At 72.3% G+C, this 23,908-nt stretch carries 26 protein-coding genes; 9 read left to right on the top strand and 17 right to left on the bottom strand.

Going from position 1 to position 23,908, the window contains the following annotated elements:
• Nucleotides 1-49 precede the first annotated feature (49 nt).
• Nucleotides 50-172: a hypothetical protein gene (locus tag ACFYU9_RS16800; protein ID WP_389345320.1), complete on the top strand. Its 123-nt coding sequence runs from the start codon at nt 50-52 to the stop codon at nt 170-172.
• A 10-nt stretch (nt 173-182) separates the two neighbouring features.
• Here ACFYU9_RS16800 and ACFYU9_RS16805 read toward each other — a convergent pair whose 3' ends face one another.
• The 13 genes from ACFYU9_RS16805 to ACFYU9_RS16865 all read right to left on the bottom strand — a co-directional run bounded on the left by ACFYU9_RS16805 (nt 183) and on the right by ACFYU9_RS16865 (nt 9,434).
• Nucleotides 183-746: a hypothetical protein gene (locus tag ACFYU9_RS16805; protein ID WP_389345196.1), complete on the bottom strand. Its 564-nt coding sequence runs from the start codon at nt 744-746 to the stop codon at nt 183-185.
• A gap of 239 nt (nt 747-985) precedes the next feature.
• Nucleotides 986-1,282, bottom strand: a complete 297-nt coding sequence (locus tag ACFYU9_RS16810; RefSeq protein ID WP_389345197.1) for a hypothetical protein — start codon at nt 1,280-1,282, stop codon at nt 986-988.
• Nucleotides 1,283-1,518: 236 nt separating this feature from the next.
• Nucleotides 1,519-2,022, bottom strand: a complete 504-nt coding sequence (locus tag ACFYU9_RS16815) for an NUDIX domain-containing protein (RefSeq protein WP_389345198.1) — start codon at nt 2,020-2,022, stop codon at nt 1,519-1,521.
• Complete coding sequence (locus ACFYU9_RS16820) at nt 2,019-2,528, bottom strand: GNAT family N-acetyltransferase (RefSeq protein ID WP_389345199.1); 510 nt, start codon at nt 2,526-2,528, stop codon at nt 2,019-2,021. Before ACFYU9_RS16820 ends, ACFYU9_RS16815 begins: the two co-directional genes overlap by 4 nt.
• Nucleotides 2,525-3,958, bottom strand: coding sequence for a phosphotransferase (locus tag ACFYU9_RS16825; protein ID WP_389345200.1), 1,434 nt, complete (start codon nt 3,956-3,958; stop codon nt 2,525-2,527). Before ACFYU9_RS16825 ends, ACFYU9_RS16820 begins: the two co-directional genes overlap by 4 nt.
• Nucleotides 3,955-4,791 (bottom strand): class I SAM-dependent methyltransferase, encoded by an 837-nt coding sequence (locus ACFYU9_RS16830; RefSeq protein WP_389345201.1) that lies wholly within the window; start codon nt 4,789-4,791, stop codon nt 3,955-3,957. Before ACFYU9_RS16830 ends, ACFYU9_RS16825 begins: the two co-directional genes overlap by 4 nt.
• Nucleotides 4,788-4,919, bottom strand: a complete 132-nt coding sequence (locus ACFYU9_RS16835) for a hypothetical protein (protein WP_389345202.1) — start codon at nt 4,917-4,919, stop codon at nt 4,788-4,790. The genes ACFYU9_RS16830 and ACFYU9_RS16835 overlap by 4 nt, the downstream gene beginning before the upstream one ends.
• Before the next feature lie 301 nt (nt 4,920-5,220).
• Complete coding sequence (locus tag ACFYU9_RS16840; protein ID WP_389345203.1) at nt 5,221-5,853, bottom strand: helix-turn-helix transcriptional regulator; 633 nt, start codon at nt 5,851-5,853, stop codon at nt 5,221-5,223.
• Nucleotides 5,850-7,061 (bottom strand): protein-L-isoaspartate O-methyltransferase, encoded by a 1,212-nt coding sequence (locus tag ACFYU9_RS16845; protein WP_389345204.1) that lies wholly within the window; start codon nt 7,059-7,061, stop codon nt 5,850-5,852. The genes ACFYU9_RS16840 and ACFYU9_RS16845 overlap by 4 nt, the downstream gene beginning before the upstream one ends.
• Nucleotides 7,051-7,344, bottom strand: a complete 294-nt coding sequence (locus ACFYU9_RS16850) for a hypothetical protein (protein ID WP_389345205.1) — start codon at nt 7,342-7,344, stop codon at nt 7,051-7,053. The genes ACFYU9_RS16845 and ACFYU9_RS16850 overlap by 11 nt, the downstream gene beginning before the upstream one ends.
• Nucleotides 7,345-7,726: 382 nt before the next feature.
• Complete coding sequence (locus ACFYU9_RS16855) at nt 7,727-8,266, bottom strand: NUDIX domain-containing protein (protein ID WP_389345206.1); 540 nt, start codon at nt 8,264-8,266, stop codon at nt 7,727-7,729.
• An 83-nt stretch (nt 8,267-8,349) separates the two neighbouring features.
• Entirely contained in the window at nt 8,350-8,586 is a 237-nt protein-coding gene (locus tag ACFYU9_RS16860) for a hypothetical protein (protein WP_389345207.1), read from the bottom strand.
• Nucleotides 8,577-9,434: a TauD/TfdA dioxygenase family protein gene (locus ACFYU9_RS16865; protein WP_389345208.1), complete on the bottom strand. Its 858-nt coding sequence runs from the start codon at nt 9,432-9,434 to the stop codon at nt 8,577-8,579. The genes ACFYU9_RS16860 and ACFYU9_RS16865 overlap by 10 nt, the downstream gene beginning before the upstream one ends.
• Before the next feature lie 264 nt (nt 9,435-9,698).
• On the opposite strand from ACFYU9_RS16865, the gene ACFYU9_RS16870 reads away from it, so the two are divergent.
• The gene (locus tag ACFYU9_RS16870; protein ID WP_389345209.1) at nt 9,699-11,078 is read left to right on the top strand and encodes an MFS transporter; all 1,380 of its coding nucleotides are present in this window, start codon (nt 9,699-9,701) and stop codon (nt 11,076-11,078) included.
• A gap of 63 nt (nt 11,079-11,141) precedes the next feature.
• Here ACFYU9_RS16870 and ACFYU9_RS16875 read toward each other — a convergent pair whose 3' ends face one another.
• On the bottom strand, nt 11,142-12,971 hold the full coding sequence (locus ACFYU9_RS16875) for a VanW family protein (protein ID WP_389345210.1): 1,830 nt from the start codon (nt 12,969-12,971) through the stop codon (nt 11,142-11,144).
• Between the two features lie 228 nt (nt 12,972-13,199).
• Between ACFYU9_RS16875 and ACFYU9_RS16880 the strand changes: the two genes are divergently transcribed.
• The 7 genes from ACFYU9_RS16880 to ACFYU9_RS16910 all read left to right on the top strand — a co-directional run bounded on the left by ACFYU9_RS16880 (nt 13,200) and on the right by ACFYU9_RS16910 (nt 20,459).
• Nucleotides 13,200-14,018, top strand: a complete 819-nt coding sequence (locus tag ACFYU9_RS16880) for an IclR family transcriptional regulator (protein ID WP_389345211.1) — start codon at nt 13,200-13,202, stop codon at nt 14,016-14,018.
• Between the two features lie 45 nt (nt 14,019-14,063).
• Nucleotides 14,064-14,384, top strand: a complete 321-nt coding sequence (locus ACFYU9_RS16885) for a putative quinol monooxygenase (protein WP_389345212.1) — start codon at nt 14,064-14,066, stop codon at nt 14,382-14,384.
• Nucleotides 14,385-14,469: 85 nt separating this feature from the next.
• On the top strand, nt 14,470-14,763 hold the full coding sequence (locus tag ACFYU9_RS16890) for a hypothetical protein (RefSeq protein WP_389213566.1): 294 nt from the start codon (nt 14,470-14,472) through the stop codon (nt 14,761-14,763).
• Nucleotides 14,764-14,934: 171 nt separating this feature from the next.
• Nucleotides 14,935-15,978: a phosphoesterase gene (locus ACFYU9_RS16895; RefSeq protein WP_389345213.1), complete on the top strand. Its 1,044-nt coding sequence runs from the start codon at nt 14,935-14,937 to the stop codon at nt 15,976-15,978.
• A gap of 49 nt (nt 15,979-16,027) precedes the next feature.
• Nucleotides 16,028-18,253: an NADP-dependent isocitrate dehydrogenase gene (locus ACFYU9_RS16900; protein WP_389213570.1), complete on the top strand. Its 2,226-nt coding sequence runs from the start codon at nt 16,028-16,030 to the stop codon at nt 18,251-18,253.
• A gap of 153 nt (nt 18,254-18,406) precedes the next feature.
• Nucleotides 18,407-18,697, top strand: a complete 291-nt coding sequence (locus ACFYU9_RS16905; protein ID WP_389213572.1) for a hypothetical protein — start codon at nt 18,407-18,409, stop codon at nt 18,695-18,697.
• 94 nt (nt 18,698-18,791) lie between these two features.
• Complete coding sequence (locus ACFYU9_RS16910; protein WP_389345214.1) at nt 18,792-20,459, top strand: sigma-70 family RNA polymerase sigma factor; 1,668 nt, start codon at nt 18,792-18,794, stop codon at nt 20,457-20,459.
• Nucleotides 20,460-20,555: 96 nt separating this feature from the next.
• On the opposite strand, the gene ACFYU9_RS16915 is transcribed toward ACFYU9_RS16910, so the two are convergent.
• The 3 genes from ACFYU9_RS16915 to ACFYU9_RS16925 all read right to left on the bottom strand — a co-directional run bounded on the left by ACFYU9_RS16915 (nt 20,556) and on the right by ACFYU9_RS16925 (nt 23,866).
• Nucleotides 20,556-21,299 (bottom strand): CAP domain-containing protein, encoded by a 744-nt coding sequence (locus tag ACFYU9_RS16915; RefSeq protein WP_389345215.1) that lies wholly within the window; start codon nt 21,297-21,299, stop codon nt 20,556-20,558.
• 195 nt (nt 21,300-21,494) lie between these two features.
• Nucleotides 21,495-22,403 carry a universal stress protein gene (locus ACFYU9_RS16920; RefSeq protein ID WP_389345216.1) on the bottom strand — a complete coding sequence of 303 codons (909 nt, stop codon included), beginning with the start codon at nt 22,401-22,403 and terminating at the stop codon, nt 21,495-21,497.
• Between the two features lie 140 nt (nt 22,404-22,543).
• Nucleotides 22,544-23,866, bottom strand: a complete 1,323-nt coding sequence (locus tag ACFYU9_RS16925) for an acyl-CoA dehydrogenase (RefSeq protein ID WP_389345217.1) — start codon at nt 23,864-23,866, stop codon at nt 22,544-22,546.
• Between the last annotated feature and the right edge of the window lie 42 nt (nt 23,867-23,908).

Here is a 23,908-nt window from a genome sequence, read left to right on the forward strand (position 1 = left end):
GGTGTAGCGACACGGAATCGTCCCCTTCACCCGCTCGGACGTGGTGCACATGGCCGCCGCAACACACGCTCCCGCGAACCCCACACCTCCCGGATCCCTCAAGCGCATCGTCACCGCCAGCCTCATCGGCACCACCATCGAGTGGTACGACAACTCATTCGGCCAGGGCTAGGACCTGCGATTCAGTGTTCATGAAAGGACCGGAACGCGCTCATGGCGGCGAGGTAGTCGGGGCGGGCACTGTCGTCGGCAGGGAGGGACGCAAGGGCCTCGACTGCCAGTTGTTCTGATGCTCGGAGAACTGTCTCCGCCAGCTCCTGTGCGCTGGCGGTGCCGATGGGGCCCGCTGCCGATGCGACTGAGACGTGCCGCTTCTCCTTGCGGAAGGTGAGGCCGAAGGAGGTGTCGGCGCCGATGAACTCGAGTGTCTTGGTCTGGCCTCGCAGCCATTCCCTGAGGCAGTCGAGCAGCAGGGGGACGGACAGGTAGATCATCATGCCCTGGTCCGGGGTGTGGCCGGTGGAACGGGCCTCCCCGAGCTCGCCCGAGCAGACCATGTCGCCCAGGTCGAAACCGCTGGCTTCGCCCTGACCCGGCCGCACTGAGAACTTCATGGTGATCACGGGGTGTAGCTCTTTCCTACCGGGAAGAAAGGTGATAATTCGGTTGCCGTCCTCGGAGTCGACGATGAGCCAGTAGCGAGCCTGGTGCCCGTTCGCGATCATGCGCTTCTCGAACGTCTGCATTCTGCGGGACGCATCTGGGGATGTGTCCTAAATCAATGAATCGACCGCAAGTTCGGCCAGCTGGACGTAGTTAACACCTCGTCCGCCCGACCTGGATGCCAGATTTCTGACGAACGTCGACACCCCGGGACGTGACGGACGTGATCCGTGCCCCGCGCTCCGTGAGGAGCACGACATCCATGCCGTACGAGTGGCGCCGGGGCCGAGCACCGGCTGGTCAGTCCAGGTGTAGTCGCCGTTCAGGCCGAGAGTGACGTCGACCGAGCCTTCGGCACCAGCGGGATGCCTGCCTTGCCACCAGCCTTCAGCGATAGCGCCCAGCCGAACTTGTCGGCGAACTGCCCCATCGCCGCGTACATGGCGGCATAGGTGTAGGTGAAGGTCACGGACTGGTCGTCGCCGACCCGCCGGACGTTGGCACCGGTCGAGTTGTCGGTCCACACGTCCTGGTACGTCACGATGGTGTCCGAGTACAGGACGTCCTGCCCGCCGTCGGGCACGGTGACTCCCGTGGACATCTTGTGCAGCAGCGGCATGCAGCCGTCTGGACCAGGTCGCCGGTGCCGCAGCCGGCGTCCAGCGCTCGGCCGCCACCGCCGGGGGCCGGGACGCGCCGGGTCAGCAGCTCCTGCTCTTCGTTGCTGATCAGCCGGACCCCCTGCCGTCGGCATAGTGCTTCTCCCACTCGGATCGCACGACATACATCCGTCATCTCCTCACACGACAAGGTCAGTTCAGCTCGTGGTGGGGCTGGCGGGTGTCGGCCCGGCGGTCACCCGTCCCAGTCCCAGGTGTCGAAGTAGGCCGTCCCCCCTGTCCGGCGGGCTTCCACGACGGCGGTCAACCGGGCGAAGTCCCGCTCCGGCATCAGCCCCCGCCAGCCCTCAAGCGGCAGCACCCGGACCTCGTCGTGCTCGTCGGGCGCCAGGGCGATGCCCGCGAGCTGCCGGCCCGAGAGCCGACCGCCGTCGAAGACGAATCCCGAGGTCGCACACGGCCATGCCGCGCCGGGCAGTCCGAAGACCGCCGCAAGCAGACGCGGCGGGCCGGACACCACAAGCCCGGTCTCCTCGAAGGTTTCGCGGACGGCCGTCTCCCAGGGCCGCTCGCCCGGCTCGGCCGTACCGCCCGGCCACTGCCAGGGATGCTCCGCGCTGTAGACGGCGTGAAGGTGCACCGGACGGTCGTCCTCGTCGGTGAAGAACACGCTGCCGAACACCGTGGCCTTCGGCAGCGTCGCCGCGTACTCCTCGGGAGGCAGCCACGTCGAGCTCATGCCCTTCCCTCCCCAGATGCGGGGGAGAGTCGTGTCATCCGCATCAGAGCCGACTGGCTCACGAACCCGAACTCCTCATACAGCGGGGCCGCGTCCTTGCTCGCGTGCAGCTCGAAGAGGGTGACGCCGTCCCGTGTCAGGTGGTCCAGCAGCGCGGACACGGTCGCCCGGGCGAGCCCGCGGCGCCGGAAGTCGGGGTGGGTGGCGACGAGATGGATGCGGGCGGCCAGGCCCTTGGGGTAGCGCGGGCCCGGCAGAACGGGGTGGATGAGACCGAGAGCGCAGGAAGCGAGCCCACCGGTCGGTGCGTCGACGACGTACGCGCGGGCGTCGCCCGTGGGGCCGAGCCGCCCGGCGAGGTGATTGCGCGTCCTGTCGAGCCACTCCTCGCCGAGAGGTTCGGACAGGACATAGGCCGAGCGCAGCCGACTGATCTCGGCGGCATCGTCCGGCGTGGCCTGCCGAACGGCCAGAGCCATGGCGGCCGTGCTGGTGTTGAGTGTCATGTCGGGGTGTCTCCATCGAGTGGTGTCGGGGAAGGGCAGAGCGTGCCGGCGCGGCTGCGGGCAAGGGTGCGGCGACCGCGCTCCACCAGCTCGGGATCACCGTGGGCGGTGCCGTAACCGATGCCGGAGACGGCGTCCAGGACTGCCTCCGTCGCCAGATGAGCCTGCTCAAGGGCGGTGAAGGGTCGGCCGTATCCGTCGAAGAAGGCCTGGCAGAGATCCTCTCGGCCGTCGAAGTGGTCAAGGAGGCGGACAAGATCCCGCACCACGGGCTGCGGTTCGGAGCGCTCAAAGTCCACCACTCGAAGGCTCCCGTCGGCCGCACGCAGGATGTTGCGAATCTGGAAGTCCCCATGGGTCACCACCAGCGGCAGCTGTTCCAGAGCCACGGCCCGTTCCACGACCGCCCGCACGTGCTCCTCATCACCAGGCGCCAGATGAGGCCGCGCCGCCCCCAGGTGCCGGTCCACCTTCACGTACCGCTCCGCGCGGGTGACCGGGGCGACGGCCGGAGGGGACGAGGGAAGAGGGCTGGCGTGAATCCGGGCAGCGAGCACGCCGAGCGACCGGAACACGGAGTTCTCCTCGGCGCCCGTCAGGACCGCGCCGTGCAGGGGACGGCCCTCGACGGCGGTCACCACGATCGCCAGGTGATCGGGGTCGGTGGCCACCAGGCGGGGCCCGGCGCCGCCCAAGCCCGGGACCCATGAACGCAGTGCCGCGGTCTCCCGGGCGTGGAATTTGGTGTTCTGGTGCACCTTGACGAACCACATCCCGCCGCCGGCGCCGGTGACACGCCACACCTGGCTGGTGTCCCTGGCCCAAGAGGCGTCGGACCAGCGGGTGATCCGGCCGACCGCCCCTTCAACGAAATCCCGCACTTCCTTGGCAGGCTGCGGCCCGTCTGGCCCAGGCGCGGGTACGAGGCGAAGCCGGTCGACGGCCGGGTCGTAGCCGATCGGGTCGCCGGGCTCCTGGAAATGCAGCGCCATCCTGGCTCCGGCCCGGTACGCGTCCAGCCCGGCCCGGCAGTAGGCCACCATCGGCTCCGGCAAGGAATCGAACCCGAACCACTCCATCCGGTCACAGACCAACCGCTCCATGACCTCCGGCGTCCCGGACCAGGAGCGGACCTCGAAGAACACGCCGATCCGCGCGTCTCCGGCCGGCGCGCGGTGATGCACGGTGACCGCGGCGCGCGCGTCTTCCGGATCCACGACAAGGCCTGTCTCCTCGACCGTCTCGCGGACGAGCGCGGTGACCACATCCTCGAAGGGACCGTCGAGATGCCCAGACGGAAGATGCCAGTGCCCCGCGGCGTAGACGGAGCCGGCCCGGCGCGACAGCAGAACCTGCGGCCCCGCCGCGCCGTCACGGACGGCGACCAGATGGACGTCGACAGGAACCATGTAACGCTCGCCGCCGGTCAACGGGCACCTTCCGGAGGGCGCGCGAGCAGCACCTCGAACACCGCGTCCTCGATCAGCCCGCCGTACGTGGCGTGCTGCTGCAGCAGCGCCAGCGCCTCGGCCTCGAACCGGGCATGCCGGTCCTTGAACAGGTCGGCGCGGGCGAAGCTGGTGCTGCGCAGGTAGGCGACCCCGCCGTCCGGCGTCCAGGTACGGCGGACCGGGAACCGGAGCTTGGTGATGTCGCTGAAGGCCGACTCGGCGAGGTCGTCCTCGTAGGAGCGCTTCGGTGCGCCGTACACGCCCGTGGTGCCGGCTCGGCGGTCGGCGCCGAGGTAGGACTGGATCAGGCGCTTCAGCCCGGCCGCCCACGGAGCCGTGTAAGTCCACAGACTGCCGTCGCCCATGATCGCCGCATTGGCGTTGGGAGCAGCGACGCGGTCCGCCATCGCGAGAAGTGCGGGGCGCGGCATCCAGTGAAAGGCACGCGCGCATGTGATCAGGTCCGCCTGATAGCCCTCGTACGGCGGTGTGACGTCCTGGGCGTAGACCGGGTGGAAGGTCGGGGGGCGGTCGCCGAGAAGGGGAGCGAGTGCGGAGGCGGCCTCGCGGAGCATGCCAGGGTCGGCATCCACCAGATCCACACGGGCGATCCGCGACACCGCGGGCAACAGCGCGGCCGGCACCTGCCCGGTGCCGGTGCCGAGATCAAGCAGCACCGGCCGCTCGACCTCGTTCACCACGTCCGCGAGAAGGGCGACCGGCTTGGCGGGAATACCCAGCCGGTGTCGCCGGTAGTCGGCCGCCACCGACGTGAAGAGATCCCGGGGCTGCCTCCCCGCGCGGGCGGTCACGTGTTCTCCAGCAGGGCACGCAGGGCCGCGGCGTCGGCCTGGAGCCGTACCTCGTCCTGGCGGCCGTCGTCGAGGAAGTTCCAGGGGAGCGGCCCGCCCGGCGCCGGATCCACGTCGGCCTCGGACAAGTCCGTGGGCTCGGCCAGGTGCGGGGGTGCCGCGGTGGATGAGGACGCAGTAACCGCGCACCTGTCCCCTACGCCAGAGGTAGGCGTTGGAGGCCTCGCCGCGTCGCAGGAGGACACCCCGGCCGATGTCGTCGATCGCGGAGCCGTTTCCCCACATGGGGCATCCATGGCGCGTGGCGGAGGAAGCTCTCCGGCCATGTGGTCGGCGTTGTAGAAGTGCCAGCGGGGGCTTGTGAATCGTGCTGGTGGGGCACGGGCAACTCCTGTCGCAGGGAATGGGGTTGACGGACACTGGGCGCGGTCAGGGGAGGCCGTGCTGGTAGCCGAGGGCCACTAGTTGGGTCCGGTTCTTCACCCCGAGACGGGTCTGCATGACGTGGATGATGTTCTTCACCGTGCGCTCGGCGCAGCAGACTTTCGCTGCGATGGCGTTGGTGTTGAGTCCTTCCGCCAGCAGGCGCAGGAGCTCGAGTTCCCGGTCGTCGAGCTCTGTCAGGCGCTGAGTCAAGGGGCTGGGCAGGCGCCCCGAAAGGTCCCGAACGCTCCCAGGACGCTGCCTATGAGGTCGTCCGGCAGGTAGCCGGCCCCGCGGGCGACGGTCGTGATGGTGGACGAGCCGATCCGGCGTGGCCTGGGCTCGGCGGATGACACCTGTGGCTCCGCACTGTGCGGCATCGGCGAGTCTCGGTCCGTCGATGTCCGCCACGACCAGAACACTGCGCGCAGGGGAGGCCCGTTTGGTCGCCCGCAACAGGCGCAGGACCGGCTCATCCGCGGTGTCGACCACGACCAGCGTGACCTGGGCATCCGCGGGTGGGGCAGCCGTCTTGAGCAGGGTGATCTCGGGGCGGTGCCGGAGCAGGCTGTTCACACCTGCCTGGTGAATCGGGTCGTGCGTGTGGAGGGCGACGAGGATCCGTTCGGGCGTGATCATGGTGCCTGCCGGGGGACGGCGGTGAGGGGCGGCGGTGCCCAGGTCAGTGCGTGCGGCCCTGCGCCGGCCGTCACCACGTGAGGACCAGCGAGATCGGAGAGGTCGACCACGTACTGGTCCGGGCGGCCCGCCCCTTCCCAACGGGCTTGGACGTCTTCGAGTTCGGCCCAGACGTCGCGTGGCCCGTGCACGCGGACTGTGCCGTCGCCGGGGCCCGCTACGGCCCAGGAGTCGTCTTCGGGGGCCACGAGGGTCATCGTCTCGGCCTGGAAGTCCCGTACCACATTCGGCATCAGGTACGCCGCCGCGATCCAGAAGCCGTAGGCGTCGTCAGCCGGCGGCACGAGCCGCGTGGGGCGCGGCGTGCCCGGATCCTCCTTGATGCGGGCGCGATGACCAACCGCGTTCAGCCACCGGTATCCGAGCATGGGGCGGTATCCGCGCGGCCTGCCTGTGAGGACCGCCTCGATCCGGCCGGTCTCGGTGCGGGTGACGAGGAGCTGGCCGGGCCAGCTCGGGGTGCGGGTGGCGAGTGTTGTCAGCAGGCGTCCGCCCGGCGCGAGTTGCTCCACCCACGCCTGTGGGACGCGGGGGACGCCGATGCCGGAGTGGATCCGGTCGAACATGCCGCCGGCCGGATGCCCTTCGAGTGCGTCGCCCTGAATCACGGCCGCGTCCAAGCCGAGCCGGTCGAGGTTGTGTTGCGCAAAGGCGGCCATGCGTCCGTCGCGTTCGACGCCAGCGGCGAGTCCGGGGCCCGTGACGGCGGCGGCGAGCGCGAGGGAGACCCCAGGCCCTGGCCCGAGCTCCAGATACCGCTGTCCCGGCTCCAGCCGCATGGCCTGGAGGGTTTCGACCGTGGCGGGGGTGTAGGTGGACATGGACGTCATGTGTCCGCCGGTCACTGGCCCGCGGGGGAGAGCGTCGAGGGGTTCGCCGTCGCGCTGGAGCAGGATCGACTCGTCGCTGTGGATCAGCTCCAGCCACTCCTCCCGGTCGTCGGGGTGGGAGCCGTCGAGGAGGCGCCAGTCGATCGGATCGGCGCCCGGCCCGCTGACCCGGACGTACGCGTGGGGGAGGAGCACCTCCCGGCGCACGGACAGGAAGGCCTCCCGCAGACGGGGGTCGGTCAGACCGCTGTCGGTCTCGAGGCGGCGGACCATCGCGGCGCGTCGTGCCGCCGTCGGGGCGTGGGTGTCAGGGGACATGGGGACGGCCCTTCTGCGGGGTCGGCATCGGGGTGAGGCCCCCGGCCAGCGCCCGCCGGTCCGCCTTCCAGTCGGTACGCAGCACCATGCCCATCATGCGCGGCAGCGCGGCCACCATCTGGCCGAACCCCAGACTGGTCAGCGGGCCTTGATGGCGAACGCAGGACTGGTCGTAGCGAAGCCGCCCTCCGTACAGTTCACGTTCCGCAGCGGAGATAGCCTCCGTGGCCTGCTTCTTTTTCTCGTTCCGGGTCTCGTTGCTGCTGGGTCCGGCTGACGTCAACGTGCCTCCTTCTGGGAAGTCGTGGCGGTGTTGCCGGGTCTAACGACGCCGCCACGATTTCGAACGCATGTCTCTCGGTCAGGTTGCGGACCCCGGGGTTGAGCGGTTCGCTAAAGGTGCACAGTGCACCGACCCTTGCCGCGCAAGCGCACCTCGATGAGGCCCGGTTGGCCGAAACGTCGACGTTCAGGCCTCCCGCCCTCAAGTCGGTCAGTGGATGCACGGATCTTGAGGATCGTCTTGTCGGGCTTTGCCGGAAGGCGTCGGCGAGGGCGGCGTCCTTGAAGCTGTCGTAGAACGCGTAGTCCCATGCGTCGAACGCTTTGTTCGTCAGCTGGTGGGCGCGGACGGGTATCTGTAGTCGGCTGGCCAGGGCCTTGGGCTAGGTGCCGGTGCGCTGCGCGGTCAGCATGACCGCCGCGAGGGTGCCGGCTTCGGTGATCTGGCCGTTGCCGCACATCGCTACGGCCTCCTCCAACGCGACCCAGCGCAGTTCCATGTCGGCCTCGCTCGCTTCCCGTTGGTGCTCGCCGAGGCTCAGGCCCCGGGCGAGGTACAGGTGCTCACGGGTTCGCGCGCCGGCAGGCATCCGCCACATCATCGTCAGCAGCTCGACCTCGGCGGCGCGGATGCCTGCCTCCTCGGCCAGTTCCCGGCGGGCCGCCGACAGCGGGTCCTCGCCTGGGGCGCATCCGCCACCGGGACACATCAGCAGCCGCTGACCGCATGCGTAGACGTTCTCTTCCACCAGGGCGACATGCCCCCGGTCGTCGAGGGCGACGACGCGCACGCCGTCGACGGACTCGGTGTACTCGTAGGTTCCCAGGCTCTGGTCGGCGCGCCGGACCGAGTCGCGGCGCACCACCACCCGGACTCCTGTGTACTCGACGGTCGACGAGACCGTACTCCAGCCGTCGATCATGCTGAATCCTCCTTCAGACTGTTCTGTGCCGACCGGAGGCACAAGGCTCCTTGGAGCCCGTCCGCACGGCGGAGCCGTTCTGATCAGGCAGGGCGGTTGGTGATGCGGAGCAGGGCTGGGGGGTGGCGGCGGCCGTTGACCTGGAGGGCAAGCTGGTAGCTGCCCGGGGCGAGGGTGGAGGCTCCGCTGGACCTCAGGGTGTGGGTCTTGGCCAGGTGCAGTGGCGAGCCCGCCTCGACGGTGGCCCGGGTGAGGTGGGCGACCTTCTCTCCGGCCGTGGTGTCGGGGTCGGTGCGGGTCAGGACATACATCACGTGCACCGGGGTGTCGGTGGGGGCGGTGAGGTCGGCTTCGAAGGTGAGGCCGTCGCCGAGTCGGTACGGCGGTGAAGGAGACGGCGTCGAAGCCGGGGCAGGCGGCCTGCATCTCGCGCCCGATCCGGGCGATCCGGTCGGGGTTCAATGCCCGCTCTTTCATGGGCACTTGGGTACTCATTGGTCCACCTTAGTGGCGGTTTGATCCGGAGGAGGGTGGATCGGCTGCGATTCCCCCGTCGGGGGTATGGGAGCGGTGTGCCTGATGGCGGACGGCGGCGCGCACCAGCAGCCGAGGGTGGTGTGAGCTGTCGCACGGAGAGGCGGTGCAGGACGGTGAGGTTGTCCCAGACGACCAGGTCGCCCTGCCTCCAGCGGTGGGTGTAGAGGTAGTCGGCACCTGTGGCGTGGGCGAGGAGTTCGGCCAACAGCGTCTGGCCGTCGGCCTGCGGCAGTCCCTCAACTCGGCCACAGGCAAAGGGGAGTTGTCGAGCTAGGGAGTTGCTGGGCTTCTCGGAGCGCCTCAAGGTGGCCGCACGCCGCCGAAGGGCATAAGACCGGGCAACCAGCCGAGCGGTCCAATGGCGGTAGGTGGCCGCGATTCCGGCGGCTCGCAGGGCGTTTCCCCAGGTCAGCAACAGGGCGGACGCAACGGATTCGAAACGTCCCGACGCACCAGGCGCAACGCCATGCCCCGTTGCCGCTGCCCTTGGTGCGGCGCTCCCAGCGTCGGGCTGCGGGACGTCGCGTGCGATGTCGGTGTGACCGTCGCAGCGGCGCTGGTTGGTTCCCCGGTCGGGCACATCGTCGGGCCGCCACTCGCGGTGCTGTACATCGGGGTGCGCCAGCGGCACCTGTCAAACCTGGCGCATGAGGGCGTCGACGCGAGACTTCTGGCCACGTCGCGCGGAATCCGTCTGGTGGGTGCTGACCGGGATGCTCGGTAAGGGACTTCGGCCCTACCGGGTCACCAGCGACCTCCGTCTGCGCCCCGCATGGTGCCCGCCCGCACCCTCGCGCCCCGAACTATGGTGTCCCACCACATACGCGCCTGACCTGCCCGTTCCTACGGTGTGGCGACACGAACTCGTCCCCCTCACCGCTCGGAAGTGGTGCACATGGCCGCCGCAACACACGCCCCCGCGAACCCCACACCTCCCGGATCCCTCAAGCGCATCGTCGCCGCCAGTCTCATCGGCACCACCATCGAGTGGTACGACTTCTTCCTCTACGGGTCGGCCGCCGCGCTGGTGTTCAACAAGCTGTTCTTCCCGGAGTCGGACCCGCTCGTCGGGACGCTGCTCTCCTTCCTCACGTATGCCGTCGGCTTCGCCGCGCGGCCGCTCGGGGCGCTCGTGTTCGGGCACTACGGGGACCGGTTGGGGCGGAAGAAGCTGCTGGTGCTGAGCCTGCTGATGATGGGTGGGGCGACGTTCGCGATCGGGTTGTTGCCGACGCACGCGAGCGTGGGGTCCGCGGCGCCGGTGCTGCTCACGGTGTTGCGGCTGGTGCAGGGGTTCGCGCTCGGTGGGGAGTGGGGCGGGGCCGTACTGCTGGTGTCGGAGCACGGGGACGCGAAGCGGCGCGGGTTCTGGGCGTCGTGGCCGCAGACCGGGGCGCCGGCGGGGCAGTTGCTGGCGACCGGAGTGCTGTCGGCGCTGACGGCGCTGCTGTCGGACGAGGCGTTCGGGTCGTGGGGCTGGCGGGTGCCGTTCCTGCTGTCCGGCGTGCTCGTGATCGTGGGTCTGTGGATCCGGCTGTCCGTCGACGAGTCGCCCGTCTTCAAGGCCGCGCTCGCCGCCGCCGAGCAGCGCAAGGCGGACGCCGGCAAGCCGGCCGAGAAGCTGCCGCTCGTCGCCGTGCTGCGGCACCACTGGCGTGACGTGCTGATCGCGATGGGCGCCCGGATGGCCGAGAACATCTCGTACTACGTCATCACCGCGTTCATCCTCGTCTACGCGATCACCCACGCCGGCCTCTCCAAGCAGACCGCCCTCAACGCCGTCCTCATCGGCTCGGCCGTCCACTTCGCCGTCATCCCGCTCTGGGGCGCGCTCTCCGACCGGATCGGGCGCCGGCCCGTCTATCTGATCGGCGCGGTCGGCGTCGGGCTCTGGATGTTCCCGTTCTTCGCGCTCATCGACCGTGCTTCCTTCGGCAGCCTGCTGCTCGCGGTCACCGTCGGGCTGGTCCTGCACGGCGCCATGTACGCCCCGCAGGCCGCGTTCTTCTCCGAGATGTTCGCGACCCGGATGCGCTACTCGGGAGCCTCCATCGGCGCCCAGTTCTCCTCCGTCGCCGCCGGCGCGCCCGCCCCGCTCATCGCCACCGCGCTGCTCGCCGACTACGACAGCTCCACGCCGATCGCCCTCTACGTGATCGCCGCGGCGCTGCTCACCGTCATCGCCCTCGCCTGCGCCCGCGAGACCCGTCACCGGGATCTCGCCGAGGTCGCCGAGGACGCTCCGGCCGCGGCCCCGGCGCGCGCCGAGGTCTGACCCGCACGCACAGCGGAAAGGGCCCCTCCGCACGGAGGGGCCCTTCGTCACACGCGGATCGGCCTACTCGCAGATCACCTTGTCGCGCGGCGTGTAGTGCGTGCTGAACGTCTCCCGCTTCACCTCGGCGCCGCCGTTCTTGAAGACCCGGTCCACCTTGATGTCGAAGCCCTCCAGCGGATCCTGCACCTCGCACTTCTCACCCAGCTTGCCCTTGCGTTCGCCGGGCGGCGTGATGTTCGTGCGCGGCCCCGCGACCGCCTCCACCGAGTCGTACTTCTTGGTGCCGAGGAAGCTCACCGTCACCGACGAGTCCGTCGCGCTCGCCTTGATGTAGATCGGGTGGCCCGAGTCGTTGCGGAACTTCAGGTCCAGCGTGCCCCAGGCCACCGTCGCCTCCCGGCCGGCCGGGTAGCGCTCGATGTAGAAGGAGTGCGCGCCGTGCTCGACCGGCTGCACGCCCGCGAAGAACAGCGCGTTGTAGACGGTCGTGGCCACGGAGGAGACACCGCCGCCCGGCGCCTTCTGGTACTGGCCGTCCATGATCATGGTGCCGTCGACGAAGCCGTTGGCCTCGGTGCGCTCGCCGACCGTGCGGTTGAAGCTCCACACCTCGCCCGGCTGGACCAGGGAGCCGTTGATCAGCTCGGCCGCGCGGCCGATGTTGACCGTGCGGTACGGCGCGGTCGGGAAGTGCACCGTGAACGTCGACATCTGTTCCTTGATGCCGAGGTCGGCGAGGCTCTTCGCGGTCACCTTGGGCTCGGTCAGGGTGGTGGCGACCGGGGCGGTACGGGCCGCGGTGCCCTCCTTGACGAGCAGCGGCTCCACGGCCTCGCCCAGCGCCTTCGCCGAGACCTGGCGGCCGGTGCGGCCGTCGCGTTCCACGACGACCTTGCCGTCCTTGACGCCGAGGCGGGCCTCGACCGGGCCGCCGGTGAAGGCGTGCAGCGGGCGGGCCACGTCCGGGTCGCGCAGCAGCGAGCGGGAGTCGAGCGAGGGCGTGAGCCGGCCGCCGTCGGCCGTCACCTTGAGGTGGTCGCCGAGCGTGGCCGCCGGGATGGCGAGCCGCTGGTCACCCGAGGTGAGGGTGACCGGGCCGGACATCGCGGGGGCCGCGAAGTCCCGTACGAAGCGGGACACTTCGGCCGCCGACACCTTCGGCTGCGTGAGGGAGACCGGCAGCGCGACGGCCGCCGAGCCGCCCGAGCCGACGCCGGTGCCGGTGCTGGTGCCCGTGTCCGTACCGGTGCCGGTTGCGGTCCCGTCCCCGGAGGCCGTGCCCGTTCCGGAGCCGGCGGGGTACGCGGCGCGCAGCGCCTCCACCGCCTTCTCCGTGTCCAGCTTCTGCCCTGTCCGTGGCTGGGTCACGACCGGCTTGCCGTCCGCGAAGGAGACCGCGCCCTCGCGGGCCGTGCGGTCGTGCTGCTTCGCCGCCTCCGCGACCACGGCGTGCGCCTTCGCGCCGTCGAAGGAGACGACCGGCTCGATGTCCCGGCTGCCGGAGGAGAACAGCCGGCCGATCACGGTGAACGGGTCGCGGGACGGGTCGGCCGCGCGGTCGGCGGTGGCCTTCACGTCGACCGTGAGGCCCGCCGTCGCCGGGTCGACCGTCGTCGCGGCGTCGCCGATGGTGACCCGGACCGGGTCCTTCCAGGCGGCCGGCGCGGCGGAGGTCAGCCTGGCGGCGGCCTCGGCGCGGCTCAGACCGCCGATGTCGATCCCGCTCACCCGGGTGCCGTCGGAGATGTCGTTCCCGGTGGCGACGAGGCCCGCCACATACAGTCCGCCGGCGGCGGCCGCGACCGCGCCGGTCGCGAGCGCCGCCTTCCGTATGTGGCCGCGGCGCCCGTTCGGGCCCGCGGCGGCGTGGTCGGTGGTGGAGCGGCGCACACAGCCTCCCGGTGCGGTGAGGAACAAGGGGAAAGCAAGGGAAAGCAAGGGAAAACAAGGGAGAAAATCCCGATGAGCCCCTTTCGGGGCATCCCTCGACGGTACGCCGAATAGGGCAAAGGGTCTATAAGATCCCTTTTCTTCCTGTGGTGAGACTGCTCTCATCCCTCGTGAACCAAGGCGGATCCTCGTGAGCGAAGGTGGATCCTCGCGAACTAAGGTGGATCGGTGCCCACCCCCGCCACCGGCCCCCAGTCCGTCGACCGCGCGCTCGCCCTGCTCGACGCCGTCGCCGACGCCGGTCGGCCCGTCGGGGCCAAGGTCCTGGCCCGCACCCTCGGCTGCGCCCTGTCGACCGTCTACCACCTCGCCGGCCCGCTGATCGCCCGCGGCCACCTCGTCCGCACCCCGGAGGGGTACGCGCCCGGGCCGCGCGTCCCGGCCCTGCACCGCGTCTACCAGCGCCACCACGGCATCGCCGGCGGTACGGACCACCCCGGCGCCTCCCTCGCGTCCCTCCCGTCCCTCACCGGACTCCTCGGGCACCTGCGCCGCACCGCCGGCGCCGAGGCGTACTTCACCGCCTACCGGGGCGGCCGGATCACCGTCGTCGACACCACCGCACCCGTCACCGACACCGCCCACCCCTTCACCCCCGGCCCCGAGCCGCGCGCCCACGCCACCGCCCACGGCAAGGCACTGCTCGCCGGACTGCCCCGGGAGCGGCGCCGCCGCTACCTCGACGAGCACGGCATGGCCCGCTTCACCGACCGCACGATCACCAGCGCCGAGCGCTTCGAGGCGGAGCTGGCCCGGGTGCGCGAGCGGGGCTTCGCGGTCTCGGTGGGGGAGGCGGACCCCGCGTACACCTGCCTCGCCACCGTGCTTCCCGAGCGCGGCGACGGGATCGTGCAGGCCCTGTCCGTCTCCCTCCCCACCGCCGACTTCCGGCGCCGGCACGGCGAGGTCCGAGCCGCGCTCGCCCGCGCCGTTCCGCTCTTCGCCGCGGTGGCCGGGGACGGGATTCCGGCCCTGCCGGAATCCTGAGCCGCCGCGCTGGCCGGATCCGGCGGCCGCGGCCACCCTGGACGCATGATCTTCATCGCCGTGCGTTTCACCGCCCGCCCCGAGTACGCCGACACCTGGCTGGAGCGCGTCGCCGACTTCACCCGCGCCACCCGCGCGGAGTCCGGCAACCTCTTCTTCGACTGGTCCCGCAGCGTCGACGACCCGAACCAGTACGTCCTCCTGGAGGGCTTCGCCGACGCCGAGGCCGGCGCGGTGCACGTCGCCTCCGACCACTTCAAGGCCGGTCTGGAGACCATGGCCGGTCTCATCGCCGCCACCCCCGAGATCATCAACGTCGACACCCCGCAGCAGGGTTGGGGCCCGATGGGCGAGCTCACCGTCTGACCTCCCCGCCCCCGGTCCGGGGCACCGCGCCCTGTGGCATGATCACGCCGAACGGGCGCGGTGCCCGGACAAGAGGGGGACGAACGTGTCGCCGTACATCGCCATGGCCAGCGCCGTCGTCGGGATCGCCCTGGCGATCTGCGGCACCGCCGCGCTCAGTACCGGCTGGATCCTCCCGTGGCTGCGCGGCCAGGTCGTGCGCCCGAGGCTGCACGGATCCGCCCAACTGGTCATGGCCGCCGCGCTGCTGACCCAGGCCGGCAGCGCACTGGCGGACGATCCCGACCTCCGCGTGAACGCCTCCGTCATCGGGACGGGCACCCTGCTCGTCGGCCTGCTCCTGCTCTTCGCCTCCCAGCTCAGGCCCTTCCGGCGCTGAGGCACGTCCGACGCTGACCCACCCCGGCCCGCCGCCGCGCTCCCACCCCGTCCCGCCCACGCGTCCCCACCCCGGGCCCGCGCCCCCGCGTCCCCTCCCAGCCCGCCGCCACCTGCGCCGTTCGGGTGCCTCCAGCGGGCGCCCCGCGGTACGGCGGGGTCGAATCGAGGCATGGCACCCTTCGACAGGCCCCGTACCGGCGGCGCCGCGCGAAGCATCGCCGCCGGTGACACGTGGTGGTACGCCGCCATCGCCGGTGAGGCCGCCGGATCGTTCAGCGCCCGCATACGCATACGCATGCGGCGCGCCTGCCTCACCGCGACGCTGCTGCTGACCCTCACCTACGCCGGACTCGTGCTCACCGCCACCGGCCGGCGCTGGGGCGAGGCCGCGATCGCCGGCCGGCTCGCCGATCCCGTCGTCGCGCGCGTCCTGCGCGAGCATCCCGTGCTCCAGGGCGTCTCGACGGCCTCTCCGGTCCTCGCCGTGCTGCTGCTCGCCGGCATCGGCGCCCTGCGCAAGCGGTACGCGCTCACCGGCGCCGCCCTCGGCACCCTGGCCGCCGCCCTGCTCATCGCCGAGCTCCTCCAGCGGTACGCGCCCGGCCCCCGGCTCGTCGACTCCTCCGGCGCCGCCCTGGAGAGCGGCTTCCCCGGCAGCGCCTCCGTGCTCGCCACCGGCGCCGCCCTCGGTCTCGTCCTCGTGGTCCCGCACCGGCTGCGCAGCGCCGTCGTCGGCCTCGCCGCCCTGTGGGCCGCCGCACTCGGCGCGTACACGATCGCCGCCGGACACCACCGCCCCGGCGACGTCATCGCCGCCGACCTGCTCGTGCTCGCCGCCTTCGCCGCCCTGATCGCGCTGCTCGCCCGCAGGGGCAAGGTGCGGCCCGCACGCCGGCGCGGCCTGCCGGCGCAGCGGTTCCTGGTCACCGTGCCGCTGGCCGCGCTCGCGCTCGGCGGGCTGGCCGCCGGCGCGTACCTGCTCGTCCACTGCCTGCCCGGCACCGGCCCGCTCCCCGCCGAGCTGCCCCGGATCGCCCACCGCTGCGGCCAGGCCCTCGCCGCCGGCACCGGCGCCGCCGTCGCGCTCGCCCTGCTCGGGCTCCTGCGCCACGTCGACCTGGACCCGGGCCCCGCCCCGTACCGCCTCGCGGGGCTCGTTCCCGAAGATCGGGAGGACCCCTTTCCCGAGGAGCCCGATCACGAGATATCTTGATGTCGAGCAATCTTGAGACGAGACGCAGACGTGGAGCGGAGCACACCCGGTGACTGACTCGACCATCATCTACACGCACACTGACGAGGCGCCCGCCCTGGCGACCTACTCGTTCCTGCCCGTGATCCAGGCGTACGCCTCGACCGCCGGCGTCAACGTCGAGACGCGTGACATCTCCCTGGCCGGGCGCATCATCGCCTCCTTCCCCGAGCGTCTCGAGGAGGGCCAGCGCATCGCCGACGCCCTCGCCGAGCTGGGCGAGCTGGCGAAGAAGCCCGAGGCCAACATCATCAAGCTGCCGAACATCTCGGCCTCGATCCCGCAGCTGAAGGCCGCGATCGCCGAGCTCCAGGCCCAGGGCTACGCGCTGCCGGACTACCCGGACGACCCGAAGTCCGACGAGGACAAGGACGTCCGCGCCCGCTACGACAAGATCAAGGGCTCGGCCGTCAACCCGGTCCTGCGCGAGGGCAACTCCGACCGCCGCGCGCCCGGCGCCGTGAAGAACTACGCCAAGACCCACCCGCACCGCATGGGCGCCTGGACCTCCGAGTCCAAGACCAACGTCGCCACCATGGCCGAGAACGACTTCGCCTCCACCGAGAAGTCGACGGTCATCGCCGAGGACACCACCCTCCGCTTCGAGCACGTCGCCACCGACGGCACCGTCACCGAGCTGCGCGGCCCGCTCAAGGTCATCGCCGGCGAGGTCGTCGACGCCTCCGTGATGCGCGCCGCCGCCCTCAACACCTTCCTCGCCGAGCAGGTCGCCCGCGCCAAGGCCGAGGGCGTGCTGTTCTCCGTGCACCTCAAGGCCACCATGATGAAGGTCTCCGACCCGATCATCTTCGGCCACGTCGTGCGCGCCTTCTTCCCGCAGACCTTCGCCAAGTACGGCGAGGTCATCGCCGGCGCCGGCCTCTCCCCGAACGACGGTCTCGGCACCATCCTCAAGGGCCTGGAGACCATCCCGCACGGCCTCGGCGACGAGATCAAGGCGTCCTTCGACGCCGAGATCGCCGCGGGCCCGGCCCTCGCCATGGTCGACTCCGACAAGGGCATCACCAACCTGCACGTGCCGTCCGACGTCATCGTCGACGCCTCGATGCCGGCCATGATCCGCACCTCCGGCCACATGTGGGGCCCGGACGGCCAGGAGGCCGACACCCTCGCGGTCCTCCCGGACCACTCCTACTCCGGTGTCTACCAGGCCGTCATCGAGGACTGCCGCGCCCACGGCGCCTTCGACCCGGCCACCATGGGCTCCGTCCCGAACGTCGGCCTGATGGCGCAGAAGGCCGAGGAGTACGGCTCCCACGACAAGACCTTCGAGATCGCCGCGGCCGGCACCGTCCGCCTCGTCGACCCCGCCGGCAACACGGTCCTGGAGCAGGAGGTCGCCGAGGGCGACATCTTCCGCTCCTGCCAGACCAAGGACCTGCCGATCCAGGACTGGGTCAAGCTCGCCGTCACCCGCGCCCGCGCCACCGGCGCCCCGGCCGTCTTCTGGCTGGACGAGAACCGCGCCCACGACGCCCAGCTGATCGCCAAGGTCAAGACGTACCTCGCGGAGCACGACACCGAGGGCCTGGAGATCAAGATCCTCTCCCCGGTCGAGGCCACCAAGTTCTCCCTGGAGCGCATCCGCCGCGGCGAGGACACCATCTCGGTCACCGGCAACGTCCTGCGCGACTACCTGACCGACCTCTTCCCGATCCTGGAGCTGGGCACCAGCGCCAAGATGCTCTCCGTCGTCCCGCTGATGGCGGGCGGCGGCCTCTTCGAGACGGGCGCCGGCGGCTCCGCCCCGAAGCACGTCCAGCAGCTCGTCAAGGAGAACTACCTGCGCTGGGACTCGCTCGGCGAGTTCTTCGCGCTGGCCGCCTCCTTCGAGCACCTGGCCACCACCACGGGCAACGCCCGCGCCCAGGTCCTCGCCGACACGCTGGACCGCGCGACCGGCACCTTCCTCAACGAGGACAAGTCGCCGACCCGTCGCCTCGGCGGCATCGACAACCGCGGCAGCCACTTCTACCTGGCCTTCTACTGGGCCCAGGAGCTCGCCCAGCAGACCGAGGACGCGGAGCTCGCCAAGGCGTTCGCCCCGCTCGCCGAGGCGCTCGCGGCCAACGAGCAGAAGATCGTCGACGAGCTGATCGCCGTGCAGGGCTCGCCGGCCGAGATCGGTGGCTACTACCAGCCCGACCCGGCCAAGGCCGCCGCCGTGATGCGCCCGTCCGCCACCTTCAACGAGGCCATCGCGTCCCTCGCCTGAAGGCCCGTGCGACGCCCATCGTGACGTCGCGCGCGAACGTGGCGCCACGGTGAAGTGACGCCGCGGTGACGCTCGACCGCCCCGGCCGGACCGCTTCCGGCCGGGGCGGTCGTGTCGGTGGCGCATCCGCCGGACGGGTGTGACTCTGGATGGATGAGCTGGGCATCATGGACGACCGCCGGTGTCTACACCGGGCGTGGCGGGGTGCTGACCGACGAGGCGGGTGTGCTCACGGGCGATCTGACCGTGCACACCACCTACATCGACGGCGAGGCACGCGTGGCCGTGCAGTACAGCGGCGCATCCGACTGGTTCACCATGTCGGGCAGTCCGGTCCCCTGCGGGTCGGAGGAGGAGAGCCGAGACCTGCACGACATGGTGGTCGCGGCCGTGAGGGAAGGGGGCGGGGCGACCGTCCCGACCCTGCCGCACCTGTCGGGGTAGGAAAAAGTGTTGTCGTGACCGCTCCCGGTGGTCTCCTGACCGGCGGGCCGCACCCGGCGGCCGGCGCGGTGGGAGACCAGGGGAGAGTCGGGACATGAAGAACGCGGAGGACCGCGCTGCCGCACTCGTCGAAGCGGCGCGGGCGGGTGACGAACGCGCCGGTGACGAGCTGGTACGGGCGTTCCTGCCGCTCGTCTACAACATCGTCGGCCGCGCCCTGGACGGCCACGCAGACGTCGACGACGTGGTCCAGGAGACGATGGTCCGCGCCCTCGACGGCCTGCCCGGACTGCGCGACCCGGCCCGCTTCCGGTCCTGGGTCGTCGCCATCGCCATGAACCGGATACGGCACCGCTGGCGGGAACGGCAGCAGGCACCGCTGCCCGGCCTCGACCGGGCCGCGGCCCTCGCCGACCCGGCCGGCGACTTCACCGGTCTCGCCATCCTGCGCCTCGGCCTCAGCGGCCAGCGCCGCGAGGTCGCCGAGGCCACCCGCTGGCTCGACGAGGACGACCGCGAGCTGCTCTCGCTGTGGTGGCTGGAGGCGGCCGGCGACATCGGTCGCGCCGAACTGGCCGCCGCCCTCGACGTCCCGCCCCGGCACGCCGCCGTCCGCGTCCAGCGGATGAAGGAGCGCCTGGAGACCGGCCGCGCCGTCGTACGGGCACTCGCCGCCGTGCCGCCCTGCCCCGCGCTGGCCGAGACCACCGCGGCCTGGGACGGCCGGCCCTCCCCGCTCTGGCGCAAACGCCTCGCCCGCCACCTCGACGGCTGCCGCCACTGCGCTCCGGCCCGCAGCGGCCTCGCCCCGGCCGAGGGCCTGCTCGTCGGCCTCGCGCTGGTGCCCCCGCTGGTGGCGTGGGCCGGGCGGGGCGGGCCGGCGGTGGGGACGGTGGCGTACGAGGCGATGCCGGCGTCCGCCCAGCCGCAGCCGCAGCCGCCGGCGTCCGCTCAGCCGCAGCCGCCGGCGTCCGCTCAGGCTCCCGCCCAGACTCAGGCTCCCGCCCAGACTCCCGCTCCCGATTCGCCTCCGGCGCCGGTCCCCGCTCAGGCTCAGCCTCCCACCCCGGCTCAGACGCCCGATCCCGCTTCCGTTCCGGCCGCCGTGCCCGCGAAGGCCGGGGCCGGCGGCGGGGGCCTCGGGGCGCGGCGCGGGCTGCTCGTCGTGGCAGGGGCGGTCGCGGTGCTCGGCGCGGTCGTGCTCCTCGTGCCCGGGACCGGGCCCGCAGAGCGCGGCGCGCAGCGGGCGGCGGCGGTGCCTGAGCCCGCCGTCGTCGCACCGTCGACCGTGCCCGTCCCGACCCCCCGGCCGTCGACCACCCCGCCGCCCTCGCCCCGGCCCACGCCCCGCCCCAGCCGGACCCGGGCGCCGGAGCCGAGTCCTGAGGAGCGGGTGAACCAGCTGGTCAACCGGCACCGGGCGGCCGCCGGATGCGGCCCGCTGCGCGCCGATCCCGAGCTGACGGCCGTCGCCCGCGCGTACGGCGGGGAGATGGTCCGGCGCGGCTTCTACGGGCACGAAGGCCCCGGCGGCTCGGACCCGGGCGGCCGGATGACGGCCGGTGGCTACACCTGGAGCGCCTGGGCCGAGAACCTGGCCCGGGGCCAGGCCGACCCGACCTCCGTCGTGGCCGACTGGATGGCCGACCCGCCGCACCGCGCCAATCTGCTCGACTGCCGGTTCCGGGACACCGGTGTCGCCGCCGTGCCCGGGCCCGACGGCACGGTCTGGGTGCAGGAGCTCGCCACGCCGCTCGGCTGACCAGGCCCGTCAGCCCCATCGGCCCCATCGGACCCATCGGCCCCAGCAGTCCCACCAGGCCCATCAGCCCCGTCGACCCCGTCACCCCTATCGGCCTCATCTGCCATCAGCGCGCGGAGTGGCGAAGTCCTGCACCCACCAGGGGCCGTCCCCGGACAGGTTGACGCCCACGCCGACGTCCCGGAACGCGCAGTCGAGGATGTTCTTGCGGTGCCCCTCACTATTCATCCAGTCGTCGACCACCTCGTCCGGCGTGTGCGGGCCGCGATGGATGTTCTCGCCCCAGGTCTCCCAGGCGTAGTGGGCGGCGGTGATCCGGTCGCCCCCGTTCCGGCCGTCCGGGGTGTCATGGGCGTAGTAGTCGTGGCCCGCCATCTCGTCGGCGTACGCCTGCGCCGCCTTCCGCAGCTCGGGGTCGGCGCGCAGCGGTTCGCAACCAGCCCTCTCGCGCGCGGTGTTGACCAGGCTGACCACGCGGGAGGCGTACTTCGCGACGGTCCCGGCGGCGGCCGTGTCCGGCGCGGACACCCAGGCGGCGACGGGGCGGACGAACGGCGCCCCGGGCTTCCCGGGCATCGCCGGCATCGCGGGCATCCCGGGTGCCGCGGGCCGCGGCGGTGCCGGGGCCGCGCCCGCGTCCGCCGGGGCGCCGAGCGTCATCACGTACACCCCGGCCGCCACGGTCAACGCCGCCGCCAGCGTCCCGGTCGTCGTCACGGCCGTACGGAACGGCAGGCCGCGCAGGACGGCACGCCGCCGGTGCCGGCCGCGCCCGGCCCGTCTGCGGGCGGGGGACGTGTCGTCGGGGGTGGCGTCGGGGTCGTGTGCGTCGTGCCGCATGGGGCTCCGTTCCCGGTGTCAGACGGATCGGACGGATGAGACGGCGATATCACTTTCCGGTCCCGGCGGGCGCGACACCGTTCGTCAACCGCACGTGTCAATCCCGCACGTCAAACCCGTGCGTCGAACGCACGGATCCAACCCACGCCGAACCCTTCCCCGCGCCCCTCCTCCGTGCCCCTCCGCCGGGCCGCCTCAGGCCTCCTGGTGCGGCACGACGACGACCGGGCAGGGCGCCAGGTGCAGCGCCGCGTGGGCCACCGAGCCGATCCGCTGTCCGAGTGCCCCGCGCCGTGCGCGCCGCCCCACCACGAGCAGCCGGGCGGCCCCGGACCGCGAGAGCAGCACCTGCCCGGCGCTGCCCAGCTCGACGTGCTCGGTCACCGGCACGTCCGGGAAGCGCTCCCGCCACGGCGCCAGGGCCTCGCCCAGCGCCTTCTCCTCGAAGGGGACGAGTCCGCCGGCCTCGTCGGCGAGCGCGAGCGACGACGGGCTGTACGCGATCAGCGGCGGCAGGCTCCAGGCCCGTACCGCCTGGATCGAGGCCCCGCGTGCCGCCGCCGTCTCGAAGGCGACCTTCAGGACGGGCGCGCTGTCCTCGGGGCTGCCGTCCTGGCCGACCAGGATCTCCCCGGGCGTCTCCTCGACGGCCTCATCGCCCGCCGCGCCGTCGGTCGCCGGCCCGGTGCCGCGGGAGCGGACGGCGACGACCGGCACCGGAGAGGCGGCGATGATCTGCTGTCCGTACGAGCCGAGCAGGAAGCCGGCCAGCGCGCCCTGGCCGCGGGAGCCGATCACGAGCAGTTCGGCCTCGTCCACCGTGCCGAGCAGCGCGGCCACCGGCGTGTCGCCGATGACCTGCGCGGACAGCGGCAGCCCCGGATGGCGTCCGGCGACGGCGTTCTCGGCCTCGCGCAGCACCTCGCGCGCCACTTGCTGCTGCGCGGTCGGGTCCTGGTCGAGCGGCAGGGCCAGCGGCTCCCAGCGCCACGCGTGGACCAGCCGCAGCGGCAGGCCCCGGTGCGCGGCCTCGCGCGCGGCCCAGTCCGCCGCGGCGAGGCTCTCCGGGGAACCGTCCACTCCCGCGACGATCTCACGACTCATCAGGCTGCCTCCGTCGGTCCGGCGTCGGGCCCGCCCGGGTGCGGGCCTCGTCCGACTCCAGCTTGGGGCGTCGGACCGGGCGGCGAGAGGGCCGGACGTCCCGACTTCACCCGCCGTCCGGCCCTGATCCGCCAGGTGGGTCACGCCAGCAGGGTGAGCCGGGCGTGGGTGCCGTGCAGGTAGTGGTCGCCGATGTCGCGCAGCCGGTGGTCGGGGGAGACCGGGGCGGTGAGGGCGCGGACGTTGCGCCAGAAGCGGTCGAAGCCGGGTCCGCCGGGTGCGCTGCCGTGCGGGTCGGCGGCGGTGCCGGTCACGGTCCGGTCGCCGCCGGGCGGCGGCGCCTGGTCGACGAGTTCCAGGATGCGGGTGGTGATGTCCATGGCCGCGCGGTTGGCGACCGTCTCGGCCGCCGCGACCAGGACGGCGATGTCGGCGCGCTCCTCGACGCCGAGGTCCCCTTCGGCGAGCAGCCCGTGCGCGAGGGCGTCGGTGGCGCGTTCCACAACGGTGGCGGCGGTGTGCGCGGCCGTCGCCAACTCCCCGTAGGCGAGCAGGAGGTACGGATCGTCCCCCGGCCCCGGCTCGACCGCACCGTCCGGCCGCCCGGCCCCGGCGACGGGCGGCGGCCCGGCCTGGCCGGCCCGGCTGATGTCCCGGGCCTCGGCGAGCGCCCCCTCGGCGATCCCGAGCCCGACGTGCACCAGGAGCAGCCGCAGGGCGAGCGGGGCGAGCGTGGCGTACGGGGAGACGGCGTGCTCGTCGGTGGGGAGCGCGCCGAGCACATCGGCGGCCGCGACCGGCACCCGGTCGAAGGCGACGGTGCCGGCCCCGGCGAGGCGCTGGCCCACCCGTTCGGCGTAGGGCTCCGTGAAAACCGCCGGGTGCGCCGGGTCCACCAGGACGAGCAGCAGGTCGCCGGTCTCCGTACAGCGCGCCCCGACGACGAGCCGGTCGGCGACCGTCACGCCGGAGGCGAAGGCGCGGCGCCCGTCGAGGACGTAGGCGCCGCCGCCGGCGGGGGTCAGGTCGAGTCCGGCAGGGCCGGGTTCGACCGCCCCGGCGAGCAGCCAGGCCCCGTCGACGGTGCGGGCGGGCAGGTCCGTGGCGGCGGTCCCGGGGCCGGGGCCGAGGAAGCGCGAGGTCCAGGACAGGACGCAGTGGTGGGCGAGGAGTTCGCCGATCGAGCCGTCCGCGGCCGAGATCTCCCGGACCACCCCGCACGCGGTGTGCCAGTCCGCGCCGCGCCCGCTGGGTCCCGGCGCCGTGAGCAGGGCCGGCAGGCCCGCCTCCTGGAGCCGGGCCACCTCGTCGAACGGCGCCTTGCCGGCCCGGTCGCGGGCGAGCGCGTCGACGGCGAGGTCGTCGGCGAGCTCGCGGGTGACACGGGGCCAGATGGCGTCGTCGCCGGGGCGGCCGAGCGGTGCGGAGGCGGTTCGTCGCGTGGACTTCTTCGGCGTTCTCACGTCACCTCACCGGATCCCCTCGTATCCCCACTGGATTAGTAG

The organism is Streptomyces sp. NPDC004327 (assembly GCF_042873935.1).
Classification (GTDB): Bacteria; Actinomycetota; Actinomycetes; order Streptomycetales; family Streptomycetaceae; genus Streptomyces.